The organism is Corynebacterium sp. UMB6689, from assembly GCF_030215295.1.
In the GTDB taxonomy this organism is placed as follows: Bacteria; Actinomycetota; Actinomycetes; order Mycobacteriales; family Mycobacteriaceae; genus Corynebacterium; species Corynebacterium aurimucosum.
In genome coordinates, this window is the sequence record NZ_JASOLS010000003.1 from 45,958 (window position 1) to 68,625 (window position 22,668).

Annotated in this window: 21 protein-coding genes; 6 read left to right on the forward strand and 15 right to left on the reverse strand. The window is 60.2% G+C overall.

The annotated features are described in order from the left end of the window. Positions 1–2 precede the first annotated feature (2 nt). The 3 genes from QP363_RS02175 to QP363_RS02185 are packed head-to-tail and all read left to right on the forward strand — an operon-like array spanning position 3 to position 2,594. Positions 3–884, forward strand: coding sequence for an ABC transporter substrate-binding protein (locus tag QP363_RS02175; protein WP_144656278.1), 882 nt, complete (start codon positions 3–5; stop codon positions 882–884). Next, on the forward strand, positions 877–1,830 hold the full coding sequence (locus tag QP363_RS02180; RefSeq protein ID WP_070446865.1) for an amino acid ABC transporter permease: 954 nt from the start codon (positions 877–879) through the stop codon (positions 1,828–1,830). The genes QP363_RS02175 and QP363_RS02180 overlap by 8 nt, the downstream gene beginning before the upstream one ends. After that, positions 1,830–2,594 (forward strand): amino acid ABC transporter ATP-binding protein, encoded by a 765-nt coding sequence (locus QP363_RS02185; RefSeq protein WP_070446863.1) that lies wholly within the window; start codon positions 1,830–1,832, stop codon positions 2,592–2,594. Before QP363_RS02180 ends, QP363_RS02185 begins: the two co-directional genes overlap by 1 nt. A gap of 212 nt (positions 2,595–2,806) precedes the next feature. On the opposite strand, the gene nusB is transcribed toward QP363_RS02185, so the two are convergent. From nusB to aspS, 15 genes are all read right to left on the reverse strand, one after another. Next, entirely contained in the window at positions 2,807–3,337 is a 531-nt protein-coding gene (gene nusB, locus QP363_RS02190; RefSeq protein WP_070644861.1) for a transcription antitermination factor NusB, read from the reverse strand. A gap of 1 nt (position 3,338) precedes the next feature. After that, positions 3,339–3,902: an elongation factor P gene (gene efp / locus QP363_RS02195; RefSeq protein WP_070446858.1), complete on the reverse strand. Its 564-nt coding sequence runs from the start codon at positions 3,900–3,902 to the stop codon at positions 3,339–3,341. A gap of 94 nt (positions 3,903–3,996) precedes the next feature. Further along, on the reverse strand, positions 3,997–5,088 hold the full coding sequence (locus QP363_RS02200) for a Xaa-Pro peptidase family protein (protein ID WP_070446856.1): 1,092 nt from the start codon (positions 5,086–5,088) through the stop codon (positions 3,997–3,999). Between the two features lie 42 nt (positions 5,089–5,130). After that, a complete protein-coding gene (aroQ, locus tag QP363_RS02205) occupies positions 5,131–5,556 on the reverse strand; it encodes a type II 3-dehydroquinate dehydratase (RefSeq protein WP_070446855.1) in 426 nt (141 codons plus the stop codon). 18 nt (positions 5,557–5,574) lie between these two features. Next, entirely contained in the window at positions 5,575–6,645 is a 1,071-nt protein-coding gene (aroB, locus tag QP363_RS02210) for a 3-dehydroquinate synthase (protein WP_284762231.1), read from the reverse strand. Positions 6,646–6,720: 75 nt separating this feature from the next. Next, positions 6,721–7,230, reverse strand: a complete 510-nt coding sequence (locus QP363_RS02215) for a shikimate kinase (RefSeq protein WP_070446851.1) — start codon at positions 7,228–7,230, stop codon at positions 6,721–6,723. Next, a complete protein-coding gene (gene aroC, locus QP363_RS02220) occupies positions 7,227–8,438 on the reverse strand; it encodes a chorismate synthase (RefSeq protein WP_070446849.1) in 1,212 nt (403 codons plus the stop codon). The genes QP363_RS02215 and aroC overlap by 4 nt, the downstream gene beginning before the upstream one ends. Before the next feature lie 51 nt (positions 8,439–8,489). Further along, on the reverse strand, positions 8,490–8,882 hold the full coding sequence (locus tag QP363_RS02225; protein ID WP_070446847.1) for an A24 family peptidase: 393 nt from the start codon (positions 8,880–8,882) through the stop codon (positions 8,490–8,492). 59 nt (positions 8,883–8,941) lie between these two features. Then, positions 8,942–9,748, reverse strand: coding sequence for a shikimate dehydrogenase (locus tag QP363_RS02230; RefSeq protein ID WP_070446846.1), 807 nt, complete (start codon positions 9,746–9,748; stop codon positions 8,942–8,944). A gap of 4 nt (positions 9,749–9,752) precedes the next feature. Next, complete coding sequence (gene mltG, locus QP363_RS02235) at positions 9,753–10,928, reverse strand: endolytic transglycosylase MltG (protein WP_070644989.1); 1,176 nt, start codon at positions 10,926–10,928, stop codon at positions 9,753–9,755. 22 nt (positions 10,929–10,950) lie between these two features. Continuing rightward, positions 10,951–11,499, reverse strand: coding sequence for a Holliday junction resolvase RuvX (gene ruvX / locus QP363_RS02240; protein ID WP_070446844.1), 549 nt, complete (start codon positions 11,497–11,499; stop codon positions 10,951–10,953). A gap of 45 nt (positions 11,500–11,544) precedes the next feature. Beyond that, positions 11,545–14,232: an alanine--tRNA ligase gene (alaS, locus tag QP363_RS02245; RefSeq protein ID WP_144656265.1), complete on the reverse strand. Its 2,688-nt coding sequence runs from the start codon at positions 14,230–14,232 to the stop codon at positions 11,545–11,547. Between the two features lie 67 nt (positions 14,233–14,299). Further along, positions 14,300–15,655 carry a replication-associated recombination protein A gene (locus QP363_RS02250; RefSeq protein WP_284762235.1) on the reverse strand — a complete coding sequence of 452 codons (1,356 nt, stop codon included), beginning with the start codon at positions 15,653–15,655 and terminating at the stop codon, positions 14,300–14,302. Then, a complete protein-coding gene (locus tag QP363_RS02255) occupies positions 15,655–16,872 on the reverse strand; it encodes a phosphotransferase (protein WP_083308536.1) in 1,218 nt (405 codons plus the stop codon). The genes QP363_RS02250 and QP363_RS02255 overlap by 1 nt, the downstream gene beginning before the upstream one ends. Before the next feature lie 66 nt (positions 16,873–16,938). Further along, positions 16,939–18,759, reverse strand: a complete 1,821-nt coding sequence (gene aspS / locus QP363_RS02260) for an aspartate--tRNA ligase (RefSeq protein WP_070446838.1) — start codon at positions 18,757–18,759, stop codon at positions 16,939–16,941. A 204-nt stretch (positions 18,760–18,963) separates the two neighbouring features. Here aspS and QP363_RS02265 point away from each other — a divergent pair, with 204 nt between their 5' ends. The 3 genes from QP363_RS02265 (at position 18,964) to QP363_RS02275 (ending at position 22,641) form a co-directional block, all read left to right on the forward strand. Next, positions 18,964–19,857 (forward strand): neutral zinc metallopeptidase, encoded by an 894-nt coding sequence (locus tag QP363_RS02265; protein WP_284762237.1) that lies wholly within the window; start codon positions 18,964–18,966, stop codon positions 19,855–19,857. 336 nt (positions 19,858–20,193) lie between these two features. Beyond that, a complete protein-coding gene (locus tag QP363_RS02270) occupies positions 20,194–21,783 on the forward strand; it encodes an inorganic phosphate transporter (protein ID WP_201829559.1) in 1,590 nt (529 codons plus the stop codon). A gap of 135 nt (positions 21,784–21,918) precedes the next feature. After that, positions 21,919–22,641: a CBS domain-containing protein gene (locus QP363_RS02275; RefSeq protein WP_070711279.1), complete on the forward strand. Its 723-nt coding sequence runs from the start codon at positions 21,919–21,921 to the stop codon at positions 22,639–22,641. Positions 22,642–22,668: the final 27 nt, after the last annotated feature.

Sequence of the window (22,668 nt, forward strand, 5' to 3'; positions counted from 1 at the left end):
GCATGAATAAGAAGAAGGCCATCGTGGGCGCTGTCGGAGCGCTGGCCTCCGTTGCCCTCTCCGGCTGCGTCACCAACGAGGAGCCAGCGCTGCCAGAGGGCTGGTCCGCGCCCAACGTGGACGAAGTTGCCGAGATTGCCGCGATGTATCAGGACACCGATGGTGTCCTCACCGTCGGCACGAACCCACCGTTCGCGCCGTTCGAGTTCAAGGACTCCGACGGCTCGATCATCGGCTTGGAAATGGACCTAGCCAATGCAGTCGCCCAAGTATTGGGGCTCAAGTTCCAGCCAGTGGAACAAGACTTCTCCATGATCTTGCCGGCGGTTCAGTCGGGACAGATTGATCTCGGCGGTTCCGGGTTCACCGATACCGATGAGCGCCGGGAAAACTTCGATTTCGTCGACATCCTCTACGCCGGCATCCAGTGGGCAGAACTCACCGACGGCCCCCACAAGGTCGATCCATCGAATCCCTGTGGCCTTACCGTCGCGGTGCAGCGCACGACGGTGTCGGAGACCGACGATCTGCGTCCCAAGCAGGAAGCCTGCGATGGTAACTTGACCATCCTGCCCTATGACACAAGCGATAACGCCGCCCTTGCGGTTTTGATGGGCCGCGCGGACGCCCTCTCTGCGGATTCACCAGTCTCCGCATGGGCTGTCAACCGCTCAGATGGACGTATGTCCATGGTCGGCAAGATGTTCGACGCCGCACCCTACGGCTTCGCCGTGCCAAAGGATTCAGACCTCGGCCCTGCCGTGGCGGCGGCACTCCAGCATCTCATCGATACCGGGGCATACGCTGAAATTCTCGATAAATGGGGTGTTGACGACGGACTCGTCGAACACGCAATGATTAACGAAAGGCCGATCAATGACTAACTCCTCTCTCCCGGCAGCGTCGAATTCATCGGCTTCGACTGCCCCAGAAAAGATCGAAGCCCGCCCACTGCGTCACCCCTGGCGCTGGGTATTCGCCACTGTCCTCGCTCTGCTTGCCGTATGGTTCATCATCTCCTCGGCACGCAACGAAGCCTTCGGGTGGGGCACGTATTTCCAGTATCTTTTCGATACTCGGATTGCCACCGCTGCCCTGCACACCATTGCCATTACGATTCTGGCAATGATCATCGGCGTCGTAGGCGGCGCTGCCCTCGCGGTGATGCGCATGTCCCCTAACCCTGTGCTAGGTGGCGTGTCGTGGGTCTTCCTCTGGCTCTTCCGTGGCACCCCAATCTACGTGCAGCTCGTCTTCTGGGGTCTACTTTCAGCCCTCTACCAATCCATCAACCTTGGATTCACAGAGATTTCCCTCACCGAGGTACTCAATAACGCATTCCTCTTGTCCGTCTTAGGCTTAGGCTTGAACGAAGCCGCATACATGGCGGAGATTGTTCGCTCCGGTATCTCTTCTGTTCCGGAGGGCCAGAAGGAAGCCAGCAAGGCTCTGGGAATGGGATGGTGGATGACCATGCGCCGCACTGTGCTCCCGCAGGCCATGCGCATCATCATCCCGCCGACCGGCAACGAGTTTATTTCACTGCTCAAGACTTCTTCACTTGTGGTTGCTATTCCCTACACGGCGGAGATTTTTGGCCGCGCCACGGACATTTCGGCTGCGCTCTTCGAGCCCATCCCCCTGCTTATGGTCGCGGCGACGTGGTATTTGGCCATCACCTCTCTGCTCATGGTGGGCCAGTACTTCTTAGAGCGCCGCTTTGAGCGCGGCGCCACCCGCGAGCTCACCGGCCGCCAGTTGGCCGCGCTGGCGGATGCCGAAGGAACCATTCCCCGCAACGTCTCTGTCATCCCGGAGGTAAAGAACTAATGCCGACACCCATGATTTCCGCACAAAATGTGCACAAGTCCTTCGGCCAACTTGAGGTTCTCAAAGGCATCGACCTCACCGTCATGCCGGGTGAGGTCACGTGCCTTCTGGGGCCCTCCGGTTCTGGTAAGTCCACCTTCCTGCGCTGCTGTAATCACCTGGAGAAGGTCACGGCCGGCCGCCTCTACATCGACGGCGAACTGATTGGTTTCCGCGAGCGCAACGGCGTGCTCTATGAAATCTCCGAGAAGGAAGCCGCCGCCCAGCGCCAAGATATCGGCATGGTTTTTCAGCAATTCAATCTTTTTAGCCACCGCACCGTGCTGGAAAACATCATCGAGGCCCCCATCCAGGTAAAGAAGCAGAACCCGGAGCAGGCAAAGAAAAAGGCCATGGAGCTGCTGGAAAAGGTTGGCCTCGCGCACAAGGCGGACGCCTACCCAGTCCAGCTCTCTGGTGGTCAGCAGCAACGCGTCGCCATTGCTCGCGCGGTTGCGATGGACCCGAAGCTCATGCTTTTCGACGAGCCCACCTCCGCCCTCGACCCCGAGCTCGTCGGTGAGGTGCTCCGCGTGATGAAGGAACTTGCCGCCGATGGCATGACCATGCTCGTTGTCACCCACGAGATGGGCTTTGCCCGGGAGGTCGCCGACACCATCGTTTTCATGGACGGCGGCAGCGTCATCGAAACCGGCACCCCACAGCAGGTCTTGGACAATCCTCAGCACCAGCGCACGAAGGATTTCCTCTCTTCGCTGCTCTAGCGCACTGCACCACCACGCACGCACCACCGCCGCAACTGCCCTTGTTGCCAAAGTTTCTCGCCCTCACCTCAAGATCTGGCCAGATCTTTGGCAACAAGGGCAGTTTTCTATTTGAACCCGTCCAAGACAAAACTCCGGCCAGTCCGCAAAGCTAACTGGCCGGAGTTTTTCTGGAAAGGGCTGGCGAAACAATTAACGCCAGCGGTGGGTCCCTATTCGGTGTCCCCTTCCGTTTCCGCAGTCTCAGCGGGCTCTGCGGGCTCCTCGGCAGAGGACGAGGCCATCGGGCTATCCGCAGACTGTGATTGGATGACGTCATCCAGCACCGCATGGATATAAGGCGCGGCCTTGTCATTGGAGTATTCGGAAGCAAGCTCCACGCCTTCAACGAGCGCGGTAGCGTTCGGAACATCCGCGTTGAAGAGGATTTCCCATACCGATACTCGCATGATCGCGCGGTCAACGGCGGGAATGCGTTCGAGCGACCACTCGCTGGAGAGGTAACGAGCAATCGCATCGTCGATGGCGTCCAGCTCTTCAGCTGCTCCGCTGACAATTTCGCGGGTGTAGTCCGCGATCGGCGCCACGCCGTTTTCCGGGTCGCGAGCAAGCTCGACGCGGTCTTCCACGATGGCTACCGGATCAACGTCGCGTGATTCTGCTTCGAAGAGAATATCCGCAGCTCGGCGGCGCGCGCGGTAGCGCGCGGTGTGCCGCTTATAGTTAGGCTCTGGTCGGGTCATCTTAGTTGTTGACGCGGGAGAGGTACTCGCCAGTGCGGGTATCGATCTTGAGGGTGTTACCGGTCTCGATGAACAGCGGCACCTGGATCTCGGCACCGGTCTCGAGTGTCGCCGGCTTGGTGCCGCCGTTGGAGCGGTCACCCTGCAGACCCGGCTCGGTGTGCTCAACTTTCAGGTCAACGGAGATCGGAAGCTCACCGAACAGAGCGTCGCCGTCGTGGAAGGAGACCTGGACACGCATGTTTTCCAAGAGGAACTTGCCGGCGTCGCCGAACTTATCAAACGGCAGCTCGTACTGCTCGTAGGTCTTATCATCCATGACCACGTAGTTCTGGCCATCGTTGTACAGGTAGGTCATGTCGCGGCGGTCAACGTTGGCGGTCTCCACCTTCACACCAGCGTTAAAGGTCTTGTCGGTGACCTTGCCAGAGACCACATCCTTGAGCTTGGTGCGCACGAATGCAGGACCCTTGCCAGGCTTGACGTGCTGGAATTCGACGATCTGCTGCAGCTTGTTGTCGATCTTCAGAACGAGGCCGTTCTTGAAATCAGTGGTATCTGCCATGAAATGACTCTCCCAAATAACTTGTAGTCGAAACTATGAAAACAGTGTCTAAGCATACCGTACGCGGCTGCTGCACGGTACGAAGGGGTGCTGGCTACAGCACCTGAAGTTCCTTCGGATAGGCCGTGATGATCTTTGGTGCCCCTGAGGTAATAAACAGGCTGTCCTCGATCCGCACGCCGCCCTTACCAGGAACGTAGATGCCCGGCTCAATGGTCAGCGTCATCCCTTCGGCGAGCTCGCCCTTGCCGGTTTTCGCTGCGGAGGGCCCTTCGTGCACGTCGAGGCCGATTCCGTGGCCAGTCGAGTGAACGAAGTACTCGCCATAGCCGGCCTCAGTGATGATGTCACGGCAGGCCGCGTCGACGTCGACAAGCTTGGCACCTGGCACCGCTGCCTTCACACCTGCCTCCTGGGCGCGCAGGACAATGTCGTAGATTTCACGGGCAAACTCAGTGACCTCACCGATAGCGAAGGTGCGTGTGCAGTCGGAGTTAAAGCCGCGCAGGTGGGCACCGAAGTCGATCGTAACCAAATCCCCCTTGCGCAACTCGCGGTCATCCGCACCGTGGTGGGGCTTAGCGGAGTTTTCACCGGAAGCCACAATGGTGTCAAAGCTCACGCGCTCCGAGCCGAGCATGCGCATGCGGTATTCCAAATCGGCAGCGACTTGGCGTTCCGTGCGCCCAGCGGCGACCTCCCCAGCCTCTACGAGATCGGTGAGCGCCTGGTTGGCCAAGGCCGCTATCTCTTCGAGCTTCTGCAGCTCAACGTGATCCTTGACCAGGCGAATCTTCTCAATCACGCCGGTGACCGGTACCAGAGTCACGCCCTCCGGCTTTGCTTTCTCCAGACGCTGCAGTTGTGCGACAGTGACGTAGTCGGCTTCATAGCCCACCCGCAGATCTTGAGAAACCTGCCCCAGCAAGTGCGGGCCTACATCGCGACCAAGGCTGGCTTCGATGTCCGGAACTTCTTCCGCGATCTGCGTGGTGTAGCGACCGTCCGTTGCCATGAGCGCGGAGAGGTCCTTGCGCAACAGCAGTCCACCATTCGATCCCGAAAAGCCGGTCAAGTAACGCACGTGCGTCAGGTGGGTAACGATAATGGCGTCAATGCGCTGACCAGTCAGCTCAGTCATGAGCTTGCGGCGGCGGTTGCCATAACGAGTATCGGCTAATGCCATGAGAGAACCACTCCAATCAATTCAAGCGATACTCCATGATAGCTAATCTGCCAGGAAGTACCCCAGTGCCGCGACATAGCCATAAGAGCCGAGGCCCGCGATAACACCGCGAGCGATAGGGCTCAGGTAAGAGTGCTGCCGAAATGCTTCCCGCGCATGCACGTTGGATAGGTGCACCTCGACGAATCCGGGGCCATCGGCTACCTCCGCCAGGGCATCACGCAGTGCCACCGAGGTATGTGTAAAACCGCCCGGGTTGATGATGACAGGCCAGCCTTCGTCGGCAGCGCGATGCACCTGTTCAATGAGTTCGCCCTCGTGGTTGGATTGGAAGAAGACGATCTCTTCCTCCCCCGCCGCCGCGCGGACGCGAGTCTCTATATCCTCCAAAGTTTCGCTGCCATAGATTTCTGGCTGGCGCTTGCCCAAGCGGTTCAGATTCGGGCCGTTGAGGACGAGAATGGTCATGGCGAACTCCTTAAATTCCTATACGGTCAGCTGCGCGTAGGCTGCGCGCAGCTCCTCATCAGTGGCGTCTTCCAAGCGCGTGGTTTCCCCGATCCCGGTGAGCGCTACAAAGCGGATGTGGCCGCCGCGGTTCTTCTTGTCATGGCGCATTGCATCCAGCAGCTCCTCGAAATGGCCCTGTTCATAAGTGGTCGGCAGCCCAATCCTGGTCAAGATGTCGCGGTGCGTGGCCACGAGGTTGGCATCGATAAGCCCGCGCGCGTGGGATAGGTGGGCAATGAACATCATGCCCACCGCTACCGCGCGGCCGTGTCGCCACGAGTAGTTCTCGCGACGCTCCACGGCGTGGCCAAAGGTATGGCCGTAATTGAGAGTCTCGCGCAGCCCGGATTCCTTCAAGTCCTGACCCACCACGTGGGCCTTGACCGCAATAGAACGCTCGATGAGCTCCGGCAGCAGGCCGTCGGGCTCAAGGCATGTGGCGGGATCCTTCAGGTAGTGCTCAATGATCTGCGGGTCATGGATGAAGCCAGTCTTGATAATCTCTGCAGAACCGGCGACGATTTCCTCGGCTGGCAGCGTGCGCAAATGCTCCACATCAACAAAGACTGAGTCCGGCTCATGGAAAGCCCCAACCAGGTTCTTTCCCGCGGCTGTGTTGATGCCGGTTTTGCCGCCCACGGCGGCATCCACCATGGCGAGCAACGTCGTCGGCGCCTGAATCACCGGGATGCCGCGCATCCACGTCGCCGCAGCAAACCCAGCCAGGTCAGTTACCGCACCGCCGCCTAGGCCAATGACGGCATCGCGGCGGCTAAAACCTACTTCTCCGAAGATATCCCACAAGCGGGCGAGCACGTCGATCTGTTTGGCGGCTTCGGCATCGGGGACCGCAACTGCGGTGGCCTCAATCCCCTGTACGCGAGCCTGTTTAACTAAGTCTTGGGCAGCCTGCGCGAGCGGCGGTTGGTGGATGATTGCCACCTTAGCCGCCCCAATCGCCGCGGCGCGCTCAATCATGGCGGTACTCAGGCCACTGCCAAGAGTGACCTCATAAGGCGATGGTCCATTAACAGCAATGGTGTGCATGGGTGGTGCTCCTTCGGCTGGGGTGGCAGGGTTCGTGAGGCGTCGACACGTAGCGGGTAAAGAAGTTTCGTCGTCCTAGAGGGTTTCGAGGAAGCTCAAGATGTCACCCACCACCTGCTGCGGGGAGCGCACACCAGTGCGCACCTTTAAGTCAGCGACCTCGCTGTAGAGGGGTCGGCGCGTTTCCAAAAGTTGGGTGTAGTGCGCCAGCGGGTCCGCAGACTCCAGAACGGGACGGTTGCTGTCCCCCAGCGTGCGGGTTACGCCTTCTTCGGGGGTGATATCAAGGAATACAACAGTCAGGCCATCGAGCAGGGCGCGTGTAGATTCGGTCAGCACTGCCCCGCCGCCTAGACTCACCACGCCAGTAGTGGCGAGTGCCTCGCGCACCGCTTCGGCTTCGACCTCACGGAATGCTGGTTCACCCAGCTCAGAGAAAATCTCGCCGCAAGCCTTGCCGTAGCGGGCCTCGATGAGGGCATCAGAGTCAACAACCTCGCAGTTCAGCGCGCGGGAGAGGCGCCGGCCAATCGTGGTCTTTCCGGAGCCAGGAGGCCCTACAAGAACGACGTGCGGGGAATTCATGCCTCGCCCCAATCCAAGCGGCTAGCCACGTAATCCTGGTAGGCAGCAATGTTTCGCTTGGTCTCGGCTAAGCTATCGCCACCAAATTTCTCCAACACGGCACGCGCAAGGACGAGCGCCACCATGGCTTCGGCCACCACGCCAGCCGCTGGAACTGCACAGACATCAGAACGCTGATGGATGGCAGTGGCTGGCCCACCCGTAGCCATATCAACGGTCTTCAGGGCGCGCGGGACGGTAGAAATCGGCTTCATCGCCGCACGCAAACGCAGCGTCTGGCCATTAGTCATGCCGCCTTCCAGGCCACCAGCCCGGTTACTCTCCCGGTCCACTCCCTCATCGGTGCGCACCATTTCATCGTGGGCCTCGCTTCCGCGACGGCGCGCCTCAGCGAAGCCGTCGCCTACTTCAACGCCCTTGATCGCCTGAATACCCATCAAGGCGGCGGCGAGCTGCGCGTCGAGACGGTCCTCCCCCGAGGTATGGGAGCCTAAACCAATCGGCAGGCCCTCCACGATGACCTCTACAATGCCGCCGAGGGTATCGCCCTGCTTCTTGGCGGTCTCGATTTCTGAGATCATCGATTCCTCTGCGGCCTTATCGCAGGCACGAACCGGAGAGGCGTCGATGGCCTCAAGGTCCGCAAAGCTAGGGTGCGGGCCCTCATAAGGTTCTGAGACACCAATGGAGATGACGTGGGACAGCACCTCGACTCCCAGGGTTTCGCGAAGGAAGTTGCGGGCAACGGTGGCCGCGGCGACGCGGGCAGCGGTCTCGCGTGCGGAGGAACGCTCCAGAATGGGACGGGCCTCCGCGTGATCAAACTTCACCATGCCGGCGAAATCGGCGTGCCCAGGGCGTGGACGAGTGAGCGGAGCACCGCGACCGGAAGCCATCGCCTTAGCAGTCTCCGGGTCATCGAGATCTAGCGCATCCGGGGACATGATGGTGGTCCACTTTGGCCACTCCGTGTTGCCAATCATGATAGCGATGGGGCTACCCAGGGTAAGGCCGTGGCGAATGCCACTGAGCAGAGTGAGATCATCAGCTTCAAACTTCATGCGGGCGCCGCGGCCGTAGCCGAGGCGGCGGCGAGAGAGCTGGAGAGCAATATCGTCTTGGGAAACGGGAACCCCGGCCGGCATGTGCTCAATGAGTGCAACGAGTGCCTGGCCGTGAGATTCACCTGCGGTAGTCCAACGAAGCATGCGGACTATTATCACACGCCAAGGGTTCCTTCGGGGTCACTAGGCCTGCTATCACACCATGTCGGGGCTAAATAACACAACAAGTCCTGCGGCAATCAACATCCCGGGTCCATGCGCGGGTGTCCTATCCCTGGATATATAGCCCCAGAGCACCGTGCTCAGCGACGCCCCCATCATCGCCAGCGCAACCCCCGGTACGCCCGCCACGTGTGCGGTCACCATTCCCAGCGGCAGCGCCAGTTTGAGGTCTCCCCCGCCGATGCTTCCGGCGCGGCTTAGCAACGCCGCCACCACGTAGATACCCGGCCACAGCAGCCCGGCCACGCTGAACCAGCACAGCGATAAGGCTGCGGCAGGCAGAGTCAGATAGTTAGGCAGGCGTTTGAAACGCAGGTCATAAATAATTAAAGCGCACCCCCACGCCAAGAAAAGCAGTTCCCCCATGGTCCCGCAGCCTACCGCGTGGGCGGACAAGACGCACGCACCAAGCTGTGGGGACTTGCTTAGGGCAGCTTGAGCGCCTTGTTGAGCGCCGCCAGCATCTCTGCCCGCGGGGCAGTATGCCCGGTAAACTGCTCAAATTGCGAATAAGCCTGATTAGCCAGCATGATGTGCCCGCCGACGGCCCGGTAGCCATCAGCGGCCGCATGCACAGTGAGCGGAGTAGGCCACGGATCATAAATAACGTCAAAAACCGGAGCCTTGGCCAGCTGCGTCAGGTATCCCTCCAACGCAGCAGAGGGCACGGTGGAGACAAGGAGATCTACTGCTCTCGCAAGGCCTGCTAGATCATCCTCGAAGGTTGCCGCATGGAGTGTGAGACCGAGGGCGTCAGCGAGCGGACGCAGTTCAGCTAAACGGTCGGAGCGATTCAACACGGTAACGTCCTTCACTCCGCGCTGAGCCAGCCCCCACAGGACCGGCCGCGCGGTTCCGCCGGCGCCGATGAGCAGCGCCGAAGACGGCTGGGAAGAGCCCAAAAGCTCATCGAGCGCGCCCAGCACGCCTTCGGTATCCGTGTTATCCGCGCGCCACCCTTCCGGGGTGCGTACCAAGGTGTTCGCGGAGCCAATGAGCTCAGCTCGCTCGCTGACGATATCGGCACAAGCAAGGGCATCAAATTTGAGCGGCATGGTGACGGAGAAACCGCAGTACTCCTCGCCTACTTCGGCGAGGAAGGCCGGCAAGTCCGTCACCTCATGCTTGGTATAGTCCCACTCCTTCAGGGTCAGGGCCTCATACCCAGCGTTATGCAGGACTGGTGAGAGCGAGTGGGCAATGGGGCTGCCCACGACTGCGGCGCGCGGCATTGGTTTACTGCTCCTCGGCTGGCGGCGCACCTTCGGCCTCGCGCTGGCTGTCCAGGATGCCAGAGCGCACCGCATCATCGACGTTGGCAAGGTGCTCATCGTAGTTATCGGTAAACACGGTGGTGCCCTTGTCATCGACGGTGACGAAGAAGAGCCAGTTTCCTTCCGCCGGGTTCTCCATGGCCTGGATAGCTTCCTCCGAAGGCGAGGCAATCGGCGAATCAGGCAGACCGTCCTTGGCGTAGGTATTCCATGGCGTCTCGCGGTGGCGGTCCTCATCGGTGGTGGCCAGCTCCACGTCCTCGAGGCCATAGTTCACGGTGGAGTCCAACTCGAGGCGCATCGGTTCATCGAGGCGGTTGAGGATCACTCGAGCAACCTTGTCGAATTCACCGGCCGGGGACTCGCGTTCCACCAATGAAGCGGCAGTTAGAAGCTCATAGGGCTTCAGACCAATTGCTTGGGCGCGGTCAACGATGTTGGTGTCGTTGTACTTCTTCGTAGAGCGGGTGATCAGGTCCGTCAGAATCTCCTGGGCATCCATGTTCGGATCCAGCACGTACTGGCCCGGGGCAATCAGCCCCTCAAGGCGCTTCGGGTCCTCGCCTCGTGCGCGAATCTCTTCCAGGGCCCACTCCGGTGCGCCCAGCTCAGCTGGGTCCACGGTGGCCGCAATCTTCTCGAGCTCTTCAGCGGAGACGCAGCCACCTTCCTTGCACGAGACCTGGGAAATCAAGGAGTAAATGCCGTAGCGAACATCACCGCCAAGCACGTTGACGTCGAGCAGCGTGGCACCGCCTTGGACGTCGAGGAGGTCCACCATATTGGCTTCATCGAGCAGCGCTTCGACAGCGGCCTTCGCGCTCATCTCCTCCTGGAGACGGTAAAAGCCGGGTTTGATTTGGCTTGCGCGTGGGTTGGAGTTGGCTGCTGAGGAGAAAGCTTCGGATGTCTTCACCACGTTCTTTTCTGCCAGCTCGGGTGCTAATTCACCCATGGACGAGCCTTCTGGGACCTGAACAAGCTGTGTGACACCGTTGCCTTGCCCCTCGTAGTCCAAGGTACTGCCCCCTCCCAGAAGGCGGAAGCCGATGTAGCCGAGTCCGCCAATGATAAGGACCAAGCTTGCGATGAGCACGGCCATGCCGCGCTGACGGCGCTTGACATATTGAGGTTCCATCGAGCGTCCGATGCGTGAAGGTTTACGGCTCACGTACTTCGTCTCCTACGTTTGAAGGGCTGTGGCCGTGCAACGCGAAATGGCGCGCATCCAGCCAGGACTGCAAAATTTCCACCGCGGCAGCTTGGTCAATGACCGAGCGACCACGCTTCTCTGACACGCCAGAGGCCCGCAAAGCAGAGGTTGCCACCACCGTAGTGAGGCGCTCATCCACCATGCGTACGGGCGGAGGTTCCTTCATCCTGTCATCTTTTGCCAAGCGGCGGCGGATACGAAACGCGATTTCCTTGGCATGTTTAACACTTGATGAGCCGTTGCCTTTGAGATCACGCGGCAGGCCAACGGCCACCTCGACGGCGTCATACTCATGGATCAGCTCGAGCAAACGGTCAATATCGCCCTTGTCGCGGTCCTTAAACCCGGTCTCACGCCGGACGGTTTCGACCGGCATGGCCAAGCGCGCGTCTCGGTCAGATACCGCCACGCCGATGCGGACGGTACCGACGTCGAGGCCCAAACGGCGCCCCGGGCCGGGATCGTCGACGCCTGGTTTGTCAGGCTCTACGGCCATCGTGCTCCTCCTGATTCTGCGACTCAGCTATTTGCATGCACCTTACTAGTGCTGACCGAGCTCGTCGCGTACAGCATTGAAGGCCGCCTGCAGGCCGTCCGCGTTCGCGCCCGAGCCCTGGGCCATGTCCGGCTTTCCGCCGCCCTTGCCGTCGACATAGCCAGAAATAACCTTGACCAAGTCACCAGCCTTGACACCGCGCTCGACTGCGGGCTTAGTGGCGCCAACGATGAACGGGAGCTTGCCGCCCTCGTTCTCCGATGCCAGGACAACCACACCGGCGGCATCACCGAGACGGTTCTTGATATCAGAAGCCAGTGTGCGCAAGTCTCCACCGTTGACCCCCTTAGGCAGCTTAACAGCCACGAGGGTGAAATCGTTGACGGTCTTCGCAGTAGAGATCATCTCCGCGGTCTGGGACATGAGCTGGGCCTTGTGAAGCTCGGCAATTTGCTTCTCAGCGGCCTTGAGCTTCTCCGTCAGCTGCGCGATGCGCTCCGGCAGGTCCTCAGTTTGGACCTTGAGCTCGCGGGAGACACCCTCGACGAGGGCGGTCTCCTTCGAGTAGTAGCGGAATGCATCCAGGCCCGAATAAGCCTCGATGCGGCGCGCGCCCGAACCCACGGAGGATTCGCCGAGGACAGATACCGGGCCGATCTCTGCAGTGTTCTTCACGTGCGTACCACCGCAGAGCTCGATGGAGAAGGGGCCGCCCATCTCCACGACGCGGACCTCAGAACCGTAGTTCTCACCAAAGAGGGCCATCGCCCCCATCTCCTTGGCCTTCTCCAAGGAGGTCTCGATGGTATTGACCGCGAAGTGCTGGTCCACCGCCTGGTTGGTCACCAAAGCGATCTCATCGAGCTGCTCCTGCGTGAGCTGGTCGGTGTAGTTGAAATCAAAGCGCAGGTAGCCCGGACGGTTCAAGGAACCAGCCTGGACTGCGGTCGGGCCCAGCACCTGGCGCAGCGCGGCGTGGATAAGGTGCGTTGCGGAGTGCGCCTGCACGGCGCCGTGGCGCCACTGCTGGTCAACTGCGGCGGTCACGCCATTGCCCAGCTCAAGGCCACCGGCGGTCACCGTGGCCTTGTGAACCCACAACTTCTTGCCAATCTTCTGAACATCCTTGACCTCCAGCAGGGTCTCGCCCGCGATAATGCGGCCGCGGTCGGCGGTCTGGCCACCGGCTTCGGCATAGAGCGGCGACTGGTCCAAGATAACCTCGACCGTGTCCCCTGCCTGGACCTCGGAGACCTTCTCGCCATCGCGCACAAGACCGATGACCTTGGCGTCCGACTCCAAGGTCTCGTAGCCCGTGAACAGCGTCGGGTGGTTATCCACCCAGTCACGGTACAGAGACAGATCAGCATGACCATGCTTCTTGGCTTGGTTATCCGCCTTGGCGCGGCGGCGCTGCTCACCCATGGCGGCGTCGAAGCCTTCCATGTCTACGGTCAAACCGGCTTCCTGCGCCATTTCCAGGGTCAAGTCGATGGGGAAACCATAGGTATCGTGCAGCTCGAAGGCCTTTTCACCGGACAGGACTTTCGGGGTAGCTGCGCGGGAGGTGCTCTTCAGCTCGATCACTGCTTCGTCGAAAAGCTTGGTACCCGACTCCAAGGTCTTGAGGAAGGCTTTCTCCTCTGCCACGGCAACGCGCAGAATACGCTCGCGGTTTTCTGCGATCTCCGGGTAGGACGGCGTCATGGTGTCCATGATGGTGTTCATGAAGCGCTCCATGGTCTCGCCTTTCGCGCCCAACAACTTGGCGGAGCGAATGATGCGACGAAGCAGGCGACGCAGGATGTAGCCGCGGCCCTCGTTACCGGGGGTAACGCCATCCAAGATGAGCATCATGCCGGTACGCGAGTGGTCCGCCACCACGCGGAAACGGATCAGGTCTTCTTTCGGCGCATCCGGAACGTACTTCGCACCGGTGAGCTCTTCGGCTACGTCGATGACTGGGCGCAGCAGGTCCGTTTCGTACACATTGTCCACGTCCTGCAAGATGCAGGCGACGCGCTCGATGCCCATGCCGGTATCGATGTTCTTCTTGGGCAGCTCGCCCACGATCTCAAAGTTGCCCTTGCCAATGCCTTCGCCGCGCTCGTTCTGCATGAAGACCAGGTTCCAGATCTCCATGTAGCGATTATCGTCCGCGACGGGACCACCGTCCTGGCCATATTCCGGGCCACGGTCATAGTAGATCTCGGAGCACGGTCCGCACGGGCCAGGAATGCCCATGGACCAGTAATTATCCTCCATGCCGAGGCGCTGAATGCGCTCGCGGGGAACACCGATTTTGTTGTGCCAGATATCGGCTGCTTCATCGTCATCGAGGTAGACCGTGACCCACAAACGCTCGGGGTCAAGCCCCAAGCCACCATCCTCTACCGAGTTCGTCAATAGGTTCCAGGCGTGGGTAATGGCCCCCTCCTTGAAGTACTGGCCAAAGGAGAAGTTGCCTGCCATCTGGAAGAAGGTGTTGTGGCGGGTGGTAATGCCTACTTCCTCGATATCCAGGGTGCGCACGCACTTCTGGATAGAGGTCGCCGTACCGTTAGCAAAAGGCGGGTTCTGCTGGCCCAAGAAGTAGGGCTTGAAGGGAACCATGCCGGCGTTGACGAAGAGCAGGTTCGGGTCATCCAGGATCAGCGATGCGCTGGGCACGGCCTCGTGGCCGGCCTTGACGAAGTGCTGGGTAAAGCGTTCCCGGATCTCATGAGTCTTCACGAGCAAAAGTCCTTCACTGTTGAATGGTTTCTAGTCAGCGCTCAACTTTACCCGTCCGGTGCTCTGCTTAGCGACGCCGCCCCCGGATGATGTCCCGCAACCTCCCCAGGTACTCGCGCACCCGTTTTTCCGCGCCGTGGTCGGTGGGCTGATAATACTCGGCATCGGTGAGCGTCTCCGGTAAATACTGCTGGGCTAGCACACCGCGTGGATCATCATGCGGGTACCGGTAGCCGACAGCGTTTCCCAAGCGCTTGGCACCCTCGTAGTGACCGTCGCGCAGGTGCGGCGGGACGTGCCCGCTCTTACCGGCCTGGATATCGGCTTGGGCAGCGTTGATGGCATTAATAACGGAATTCGACTTCGGCGCCGTGGCCAGGTGGATCGTGGCCTGCGCCAGCGGGATGCGCGCCTCGGGCAGGCCAATCAGGGCCGCAGCCTCCGCCGCGGCCACGGCGGTGGGCAAAGCGGTGGGATCCGCCATCCCAACGTCCTCGGAGGCATGCACGATGAGCCGGCGCGCTATGAAGCGCGGGTCTTCGCCGGCCTCAATCATGCGGGCAAGGTAGTGCAACGCGGCGTCCACGTCGGAGCCGCGGATGGACTTAATAAAGGCGGAGACAACATCATAGTGCTGGTCCCCGTCACGGTCATAGCGCACGACCGCGCGGTTGACGTTGTCTTTGAGAATGTCGACGGTGAGCTCGCCGCCATCCGGCACCGCTTCGGCGGCCGCCTCGAGATAGGTCAGCGTCCGTCGAGCATCACCGCCGGCGAGCAGCACCAGCTGATCCAAAGCGTCTTCCGTGGCAGTGATTCGCCCCGCCAAACCGCGCTCACTTCTCAGCGCCCGCTCCGCGAGGCTGCGGAGGGAGACATCGTCAAGCGGCTCCAAGTGCAGCAACAGCGAACGCGAAAGCAGCGGCGCTACCACAGAAAACGAAGGATTCTCGGTGGTCGCGGCCACGAGAAGGACAGTGCGGTTCTCCACGGCCGCCAGCAACGCATCCTGCTGGGTTTTGGAGAAGCGGTGTACCTCATCGATGAAGAGCACCGTGCGGCGACCTTCGATGAGTTCGCGACGCGCATGAGTGATCACTTCGCGGACTTGCTTAACACCAGAGTCCAGGGCAGAAAGCCCAATGAAGTTATCCCCCAAGGAGGAAGCGATCAGGGAGGCGAGCGTTGTCTTTCCGGTTCCCGGCGGGCCGTACAGGATGACCGAGGCTTCCCCCGAGCCCTCCACCAGCCGGCGCAACGGGGTCCCCGGCTCCAGTAGGTGCTTCTGCCCCACCACTTCATCGAGGCTCTGCGGCCGCAAGCGCGCGGCAAGGGGTGAGCCTGAATGAGTTGCAAACATATCGGGGCCACCCGGCAGGCTGGGCGCTGACTGGTCATCGCCGAAGAGTGACTCCTGCCCCATCAGGACTCCCGGAGACGGGAAGCAACTGCGCGGCCAAATGCGGCCACCACGGAGCATCCATCATTCTTGCACTGCGCGGCAAACCGCGACAGCGCCTCGAAAGTTTCATAAAGATCACGGCGGATGAGAGCCTCATCCTCGGTGAACGGCCCCTGGTCGGAACGGCGAAGCAACGAGCGATGCGGGTCACGATAAATCTCGGCGTTGCCCTCCGCCAGAGCTACAACGCCTTCGATCCCGCCGGCATACATGGTGGTCACGCTCGACAGGGCCCAGCCTATGAGGCAGGCCACCAGCAATTCATGCAGCGTCTTCTCATCAGCAAACTGGGGCCACACATCGACGATGCGGCGCTGCCAGGCTTGGATGAAGATTTCCGCTTCGCTATCAGTAATCGGCCGTGAGAACAGGAATTGTGGGAAGCCTGCAACAACGCAGGCCACGTCAAAGCCAACGTTACGGAAACCAGCCCATTCATAATCCAGGAAGGTTAACGCTGTCCCCACGATGATGTTGTCTGGGGACAGATCGAAGGGGGTAAAGGCGCGGTTGCGGCCAGAACTAAAGCTCTGCATGGCGGTGCGAGCCAATTCGCGAACGTGTTTCGGCGGTTCCAGTCCGGCCTCATTGAGAATGTCAGCGCCGATCATGATGGAGCTCTTCAGCGAATCATCACGCAGCGCCTGGTGCTCAGCGTATTCGGGATGCCGGCGCAGCTGACGGTTCAGCAGGGCCTCGTAATCCTCCTCGCGCCCTGCGGTTCCTGCGTGCATCTTGCCCAGCGCGCTGCCCAGGGATCGGAGCAGCTCGACGCGGTCTTCATCGCTGCTGTGGGCGAGGGCATCCGCCAAGGTGTCGCCATCGCCCGCGTCGGTGAGCACGAGGATGCGCTTTTCCACATCGTGCGCAAGAAGGACTGGGCCTGGGCGGACCTCTTCAGACAGCGCTGTGGTGAATTGATAGGCCACCACTTCACGCAGGAGTGCGGCGTCATCAATAGTGTGTCCGGTGACCGGGTTGTACTTGATGACGACCGACCGATGTGGAAAGAAGGCACTTGGTGTCGTGCGGGCACGAAGCACCACAGCATTGCCCGAGCCGGTGAGCTGTTGAATGTCACTCAGCTCAGGCTCGCCGCCATAGCGGCGGGAAATCATCAGCGATGCTTCCGCCACCACGGCATCAGCCGCAGAACTGTCCATGGACTCGTGTCCCATCGAATTCACTTGCTTGCCTGCCTCCACTTGTCGTAGGCCCAACTACCTTACCGGCGCTGCGCGGTCTTAAGACTCCTTCCCAGCCTTTTCACCCTGTGCAGCCTTAGCCGCCTTTTCCGGCTTGAAGTCCACGCCGGTCTCCTTGCGCTGCTCAGCGGGGATGGTGCCCGGAGCATCGGTCAGAGGATCAACGCCGCCGCCCGACTTCGGGAAGGCAATGACGTCGCGGATGGAATCGAATCCGCCCAGCAGGGAGACAATGCGGTCCCAACCGAAAGCAATGCCGCCATGCGGCGGGGCACCGAACTGGAAAGCGTCGAGCAGGAAGCCGAACTTCTCCTGCGCTTCCTCTTCACCAATGCCCATGACATCGAAGACGCGCTTCTGCACATCCTGGTCGTGGATACGGATGGAGCCGCCGCCAATCTCGTTGCCGTTGCAGACGATGTCATAGGCGTAGGCCAAGGCCTCTCCCGGATTCTCATCAAAGTTATCCAGGTACTCCGGCTTCGGCGAGGTAAAGGCGTGGTGGACAGCCGTCCACTTGGAGTGACCCAGAGCCACATCACCCGAAGCGGTGGCATCGGCGGCCGGCTCGAAGAGCGGTGCGTCCACGACCCAGGTGAAGGCCCAGTCGCCGTCCTTGATAAGGTCCAGCTTCTTTGCGATCTCACCGCGCGCAGCGCCCAGCAAAGCACGGGAAGACTTTACGTCACCGGCGGCAAAGAAGATGGCGTCGCCCGGCTTAGCACCGACGTGCTCGGCAATGCCCTCGCGCTCGGCGTCAGTAATGTTTTTGGCCACTGGGCCGCCCAGGGTGCCGTCCTCGGCGATGGTGATATAAGCCAGGCCCTTCGCACCGCGCTGCTTTGCCCATTCCTGCCACGCATCGAACTGGCGGCGCGGCTGGGAGGCTCCGCCTTCCATGACGACAGCACCGACGTATTCGTTCTGGAAGACACGGAAGGTGGTGTCCTTGAAGAAGTCGGTGCACTCCACGATCTTGATGTCGAAGCGCAGATCCGGCTTGTCAGATCCGTAGTACTTCATGGCATCGGCGTAGGTCATGCGCGGGATGGGCGTCTTAATCTCGTAGCCGATCAGCTTCCAGAGAGCGGATACAATCTCTTCCGCTAGTGCAATAACATCGTCCTGGTCTACGAAGGACATTTCGACGTCGAGCTGCGTAAATTCAGGCTGGCGGTCCGCGCGGAAGTCCTCATCGCGGTAGCAGCGAGCAATCTGGTAGTAGCGCTCCATGCCGGCCACCATGAGCAGCTGCTTAAAAAGCTGCGGAGACTGCGGGAGTGCGTACCAGCTGCCCGGCTTGAGGCGGGCGGGCACGAGGAAGTCACGAGCGCCCTCCGGGGTGGAACGGGTCAGGGTCGGGGTTTCAATCTCAGTAAAGTCGTGGTTGTCCAGAACTTCGCGGGCGGCGCGGTTAGCGGCGGAGCGCAGGCGCAGAGCCTCGTGCTGACGCTCGCGGCGCAGGTCCAAGTAACGGTACTTCAGACGGGTCTCTTCACCGACTTCACCAGAAGAAGACGGATCATCAATCTGGAACGGCAGCGCTGCGGACTTGTTGAGCACCTCCAGGTCCGAGACGTTAACCTCAATCTCACCAGATGCCAGGTTTGCGTTAGCCGAACCTTCCGGGCGCGGCTCCACTACGCCGGTAACCTTGACGCAGTATTCAGAACGCAGATCGTGGGCGCGCTCAGCTACCTCAGATTCGCGGAAAACCACCTGGGCAACGCCAGAGCGGTCACGCAGATCAATGAAGATAACACCGCCATGGTCGCGACGGCGAGCGACCCAACCCGTCAGGGTGACGGTCTCCCCTGCCATCTCCTTGCGCAGTTCGCCTGCCAAATGTGTACGCAGCACTCTCGTTCAATCCCTTCTCATTGTTGACGCTCGCACCCACACACGCCACGCGTAGACAGCACGCGCCGAGGGATGCAAGTACTTGAACGGCCCAAGTCTACCGCCCACACCGGACTTGCACAGCGCTAGGGTGAGCACCGTGTGCTTAACAGCAGTCCACTTATCGAGCAGACAGCACCTACGGCTTGTGGCAAAATCTCTGGCATGACTTTTAAATCTGGCGCCAATTTTGATGGTAAGCGAGCTAGCTCCGGCGGTGGAGGCCGCGGCGGCATGATCGCTACCGGCGGCGGCATTGGCTCTCTCCTTCTCATTGGTCTCTATCTACTCCTCGGCGGCGATCCCGGCGCCATCACCGAAAGCGATCCCCAGACCGACCAGACCCAGGTGGGACCAGAGGAAAGCGGCGAAGACGCATTTGCGCACTGCCAAACTGCTGAGGACGGCAATAAGTACGACGATTGCCGCGTCATGTTCGCCGCCCAGTCCGTCGACAAGGTCTGGGCCCAGCAGTTGCCGGATCAGGCAGGCATCGAGTACGTCGAGCCGGGCCGCGTCATCTTCAACAACACCACCATGTCGGGCTGCGGCCAGGCTTCAGGCGCTACGGGCCCGTTCTACTGCCCAGCGGATGAGTCGGCCTACTTCGACACGGCCTTCTTTGATCAGCTCCGCAATTTCGGCGGCGAGAATGCTCCTCTGGCCCAGATGTACATCGTGGCCCACGAATTTGGCCACCACATTCAAAAACTGGAAGCCACGCTCAGCTTGTCCAACTACAACGAGCCTGGCGAGGATTCCAACGCTGTGAAGATTGAGCTGCAAGCTGATTGCTATGCCGGCCTCTGGGCGCACTACGCCGATGAGGGCGAAGACGCTTTGCTCGAAACGATTACTGAACAACAAGTAACCGATGCCGTGAACACCGCTCGTGCTGTAGGCGATGACAACATCCAGCGCCGCTCGGGCGGCGAAGTACGCCCGGACATGTGGACGCACGGCTCCTCCGAGGACCGCGCTCAGGCCTTCCTCGCTGGATATAACACCGGCAAGATGGAACAGTGCGACACCTTGGGCCGAGGCGTCTATAAGTCTTAATACTGCGCTTAAAAGGTGCTAGTGCGGCCGATGAAAGGTCGCACCACCCCCAAATGTGCCAGAAAAGTGCAGATTAAATTCAAATACATGAAGTGTTTACCTGCCGGCAATCTTGATGCTTTACCCTGATCAAGTTCCCGCCGGATTGTGGTGGGATCCGCTCTGTCTTTAAAAGCATAAAAGAACCGTGCGTGATGCCATCACCCTGCACCGCGACAGGCACATTATCCCCTGCTTTCACGGCGCATTCGCCCTGCCTGTGGCAGCCCGCGCTTCCTCATCACGCAGCGTTCTCTTCATGAAAGGAACGACGTTTTGAGCACCGCCACGCCGACGATGCCTGACCTCGAATCGATGAATGGCAAGAACAAGGACTGGATTTGGCACTTGTTCTTCGGCGCCATCACCGCTGTCACGCTGATCTTCTTCATCATTTGGAGCAACGGAGAAGTTGCTGAGGGGGCTAATCGCGTAGTCCTGATTACAGCGATCATCTTCGCCCTATTCATGGCCTTCAACATTGGCGGCAATGACGTCGCCAACTCCTTCGGTACCTCCGTGGGTGCAGGAACCTTGTCGATGAAGCAGGCCCTCGCGGTCGCTGCAGTCTTCGAGGTATCCGGTGCCATCCTCGCTGGCGGTGAGGTGACGGATACCGTCCGTTCCGGCATCGTGGACCTTGATGCAATTGACGGTCTAGACCCGATGGAGTTCGTCTACATCATGATGGCATCGCTCCTAGGCGCCGCCATCTGGCTACTCGTCGCCACCCGGATGGGCTGGCCGGTTTCTACGACCCACTCCATCGTCGGCGGTATCGTCGGCGCTGCACTGACCGTCGGCTTCATCACCGGCAAGGGTGGCATGGACATGGTGCAGTGGGGCGGAATCGGCACCATTGCCTTCTCCTGGGTCCTTTCCCCAGTTCTTGGTGGCATTGCCGCCTTCCTTCTCTTCAAGTGGATCAAGTCCTCCATCTTGGTGTACAACGACGCTGCGGACGAACGCCTGCGTGAGATCAAGGTTCGTCGCTCGGCACTACGCAAGGAGCACAAGACCCGCTTCGAGCGCATGAATGAGCTGCAGCAGATTTCCTACACCAACGCCATGGCTCGTGATGCTGCTCTCACAGCGGAAGATGATTATGACCCAGAGGCTCTCGAGTCCGACTACTACCGGGACTTGCATAACCTCAACAAGGATCTTGAGGACATCAATGCGCACCGCGCCCTGGAGAACTGGGTCCCACTGCTGGCTGCTTTGGGCGCCATCATTATTTCCGCGATGATGCTTTTCAAGGGGTTGAAGAACACCGGCGTTGACTTCTCCACCCTGGAGAACTTCCTGGTTATGGGCATGGTAGGCGCCGTGGTCTGGATGGCTGTGTTTATCTTCGCCCGCTCCCTGAAGAAGAAGTCCCTGTCACGCTCGACCTTCCTTCTCTTCTCGTGGATGCAGGTCTTTACTGCTTCGGCCTTCGCGTTCTCACATGGCTCGAACGATATCGCTAACGCTATTGGCCCCTTCGCCGCCGTCTTCGACGTCCTGCGGACGAACCAGATTTCCGATGAAGTCACTGTCCCTCTCCCGGTCATGGTGGCCATGGGTATCGCCCTGATTTCTGGCCTCTGGTTCATCGGCCGCTTCGTTATCCAGACGGTCGGTTCGGGCCTGACTCAGATGCACCCCTCCTCCGGTTTCGCCGCTGAACTGGCCGCCGCTGCCGTCGTCATGGCAGCGTCCCTCTTGGGCCTGCCGGTCTCCTCGACCCACATCCTCATCGGCGCTGTCCTGGGTGTCGGCATCGTAAACCGCGCCGCCAACTGGAAGCTGATGAAGCCGATCGCCCTCGCGTGGGTTATCACCCTCCCGGCAGCGGCAGCCATCGCAGCCGTGACGGTTTCTATCCTGCGCGTCGCCTTCTAAAGCTTCAGCGCATCACACGCGCACAGCACATAGTGCCCTATCGCCGCGAGTGCCCCAACAACCGGGGTCCTCGCGGTGATTGTGTTTTAGCGACCGGACACAGCACGCACTGCCAAATCCGTACACTGGGGCTTCATGAGCGATAACTCCCTGGCCAGATTCTTTTCCGCCTTCAACGACATTGAACAATTTCTCCGCCAGGCAATTGGGGCGAAGAATTCAGATTCTTTCTGGTGGATTGTTGATCGCGCACACGACAAACATCTGTTGGGCAAGCGCCAAGCGGAACAGCTGAAGGACTTTGGTAACCTGCGCAATGCCATTGCCCATGGCCGCTACTTCGACGGCGCACCCATCGCTACCCCACACCCACAGGTCGTCACGCAGCTGGAAAACCTGCAGCGCCTTCTCACGGATCCGCCTACAGCGCAGTCCCTTCTTTCTGACCGTGACGTAACCATTCTTGCCCCCGAAACCCCAATCATGGAGGCCTTACGGCTCATTAACCAGACCGGCTATTCGCAGATCCCTATCTATGATTCGGGGACTTACCAGGCGCTGCTGACGACCAACGTCATCGCCCGGTGGATTGCGGCTGATTTGGGAGACGATGGCGTGGTCAATGCGGCGTCGATTAGCGCCGTTCTGGAATTCGCCGAGAAGAAGGACCGCGCCGAGTTTCTGCCCCGCACAGCCAGCGCGCAAGAGGTTATCGATGCTCTCACAGAGGCCACCGTAGATGGCGTCCGTGCCAGCGCAGTCCTCCTCACCGAGCATGGAAAGGCTTCGCAGCGTCCGCTGGCTATCGCGACACCGGGGGATCTCGCAGTGTTGGTCGACGCCCTCGAATGGGAATAATCTCCTGGTACATTATTGTTGACACGT

What these genes read in the sequence shown, in the direction of transcription:
- QP363_RS02175 (WP_144656278.1), top strand. Translation starts at nt 3, where the DNA reads ATGAATAAGAAGAAGGCCATCGTGGGCGCTGTCGGAGCGCTGGCCTCC.
- QP363_RS02180 (WP_070446865.1), top strand. Translation starts at nt 877, where the DNA reads ATGACTAACTCCTCTCTCCCGGCAGCGTCGAATTCATCGGCTTCGACT.
- QP363_RS02185 (WP_070446863.1), top strand. Translation starts at nt 1,830, where the DNA reads ATGCCGACACCCATGATTTCCGCACAAAATGTGCACAAGTCCTTCGGC.
- nusB (WP_070644861.1), bottom strand. Translation starts at nt 3,337, where the DNA reads ATGACCCGACCAGAGCCTAACTATAAGCGGCACACCGCGCGCTACCGC.
- efp (WP_070446858.1), bottom strand. Translation starts at nt 3,902, where the DNA reads ATGGCAGATACCACTGATTTCAAGAACGGCCTCGTTCTGAAGATCGAC.
- QP363_RS02200 (WP_070446856.1), bottom strand. Translation starts at nt 5,088, where the DNA reads ATGGCATTAGCCGATACTCGTTATGGCAACCGCCGCCGCAAGCTCATG.
- aroQ (WP_070446855.1), bottom strand. Translation starts at nt 5,556, where the DNA reads ATGACCATTCTCGTCCTCAACGGCCCGAATCTGAACCGCTTGGGCAAG.
- aroB (WP_284762231.1), bottom strand. Translation starts at nt 6,645, where the DNA reads ATGCACACCATTGCTGTTAATGGACCATCGCCTTATGAGGTCACTCTT.
- QP363_RS02215 (WP_070446851.1), bottom strand. Translation starts at nt 7,230, where the DNA reads ATGAATTCCCCGCACGTCGTTCTTGTAGGGCCTCCTGGCTCCGGAAAG.
- aroC (WP_070446849.1), bottom strand. Translation starts at nt 8,438, where the DNA reads ATGCTTCGTTGGACTACCGCAGGTGAATCTCACGGCCAGGCACTCGTT.
- QP363_RS02225 (WP_070446847.1), bottom strand. Translation starts at nt 8,882, where the DNA reads ATGGGGGAACTGCTTTTCTTGGCGTGGGGGTGCGCTTTAATTATTTAT.
- QP363_RS02230 (WP_070446846.1), bottom strand. Translation starts at nt 9,748, where the DNA reads ATGCCGCGCGCCGCAGTCGTGGGCAGCCCCATTGCCCACTCGCTCTCA.
- mltG (WP_070644989.1), bottom strand. Translation starts at nt 10,928, where the DNA reads ATGGAACCTCAATATGTCAAGCGCCGTCAGCGCGGCATGGCCGTGCTC.
- ruvX (WP_070446844.1), bottom strand. Translation starts at nt 11,499, where the DNA reads ATGGCCGTAGAGCCTGACAAACCAGGCGTCGACGATCCCGGCCCGGGG.
- QP363_RS02250 (WP_284762235.1), bottom strand. Translation starts at nt 15,655, where the DNA reads ATGGGGCAGGAGTCACTCTTCGGCGATGACCAGTCAGCGCCCAGCCTG.
- QP363_RS02255 (WP_083308536.1), bottom strand. Translation starts at nt 16,872, where the DNA reads ATGGGACACGAGTCCATGGACAGTTCTGCGGCTGATGCCGTGGTGGCG.
- QP363_RS02265 (WP_284762237.1), top strand. Translation starts at nt 18,964, where the DNA reads ATGACTTTTAAATCTGGCGCCAATTTTGATGGTAAGCGAGCTAGCTCC.
- QP363_RS02270 (WP_201829559.1), top strand. Translation starts at nt 20,194, where the DNA reads ATGCCTGACCTCGAATCGATGAATGGCAAGAACAAGGACTGGATTTGG.
- QP363_RS02275 (WP_070711279.1), top strand. Translation starts at nt 21,919, where the DNA reads ATGAGCGATAACTCCCTGGCCAGATTCTTTTCCGCCTTCAACGACATT.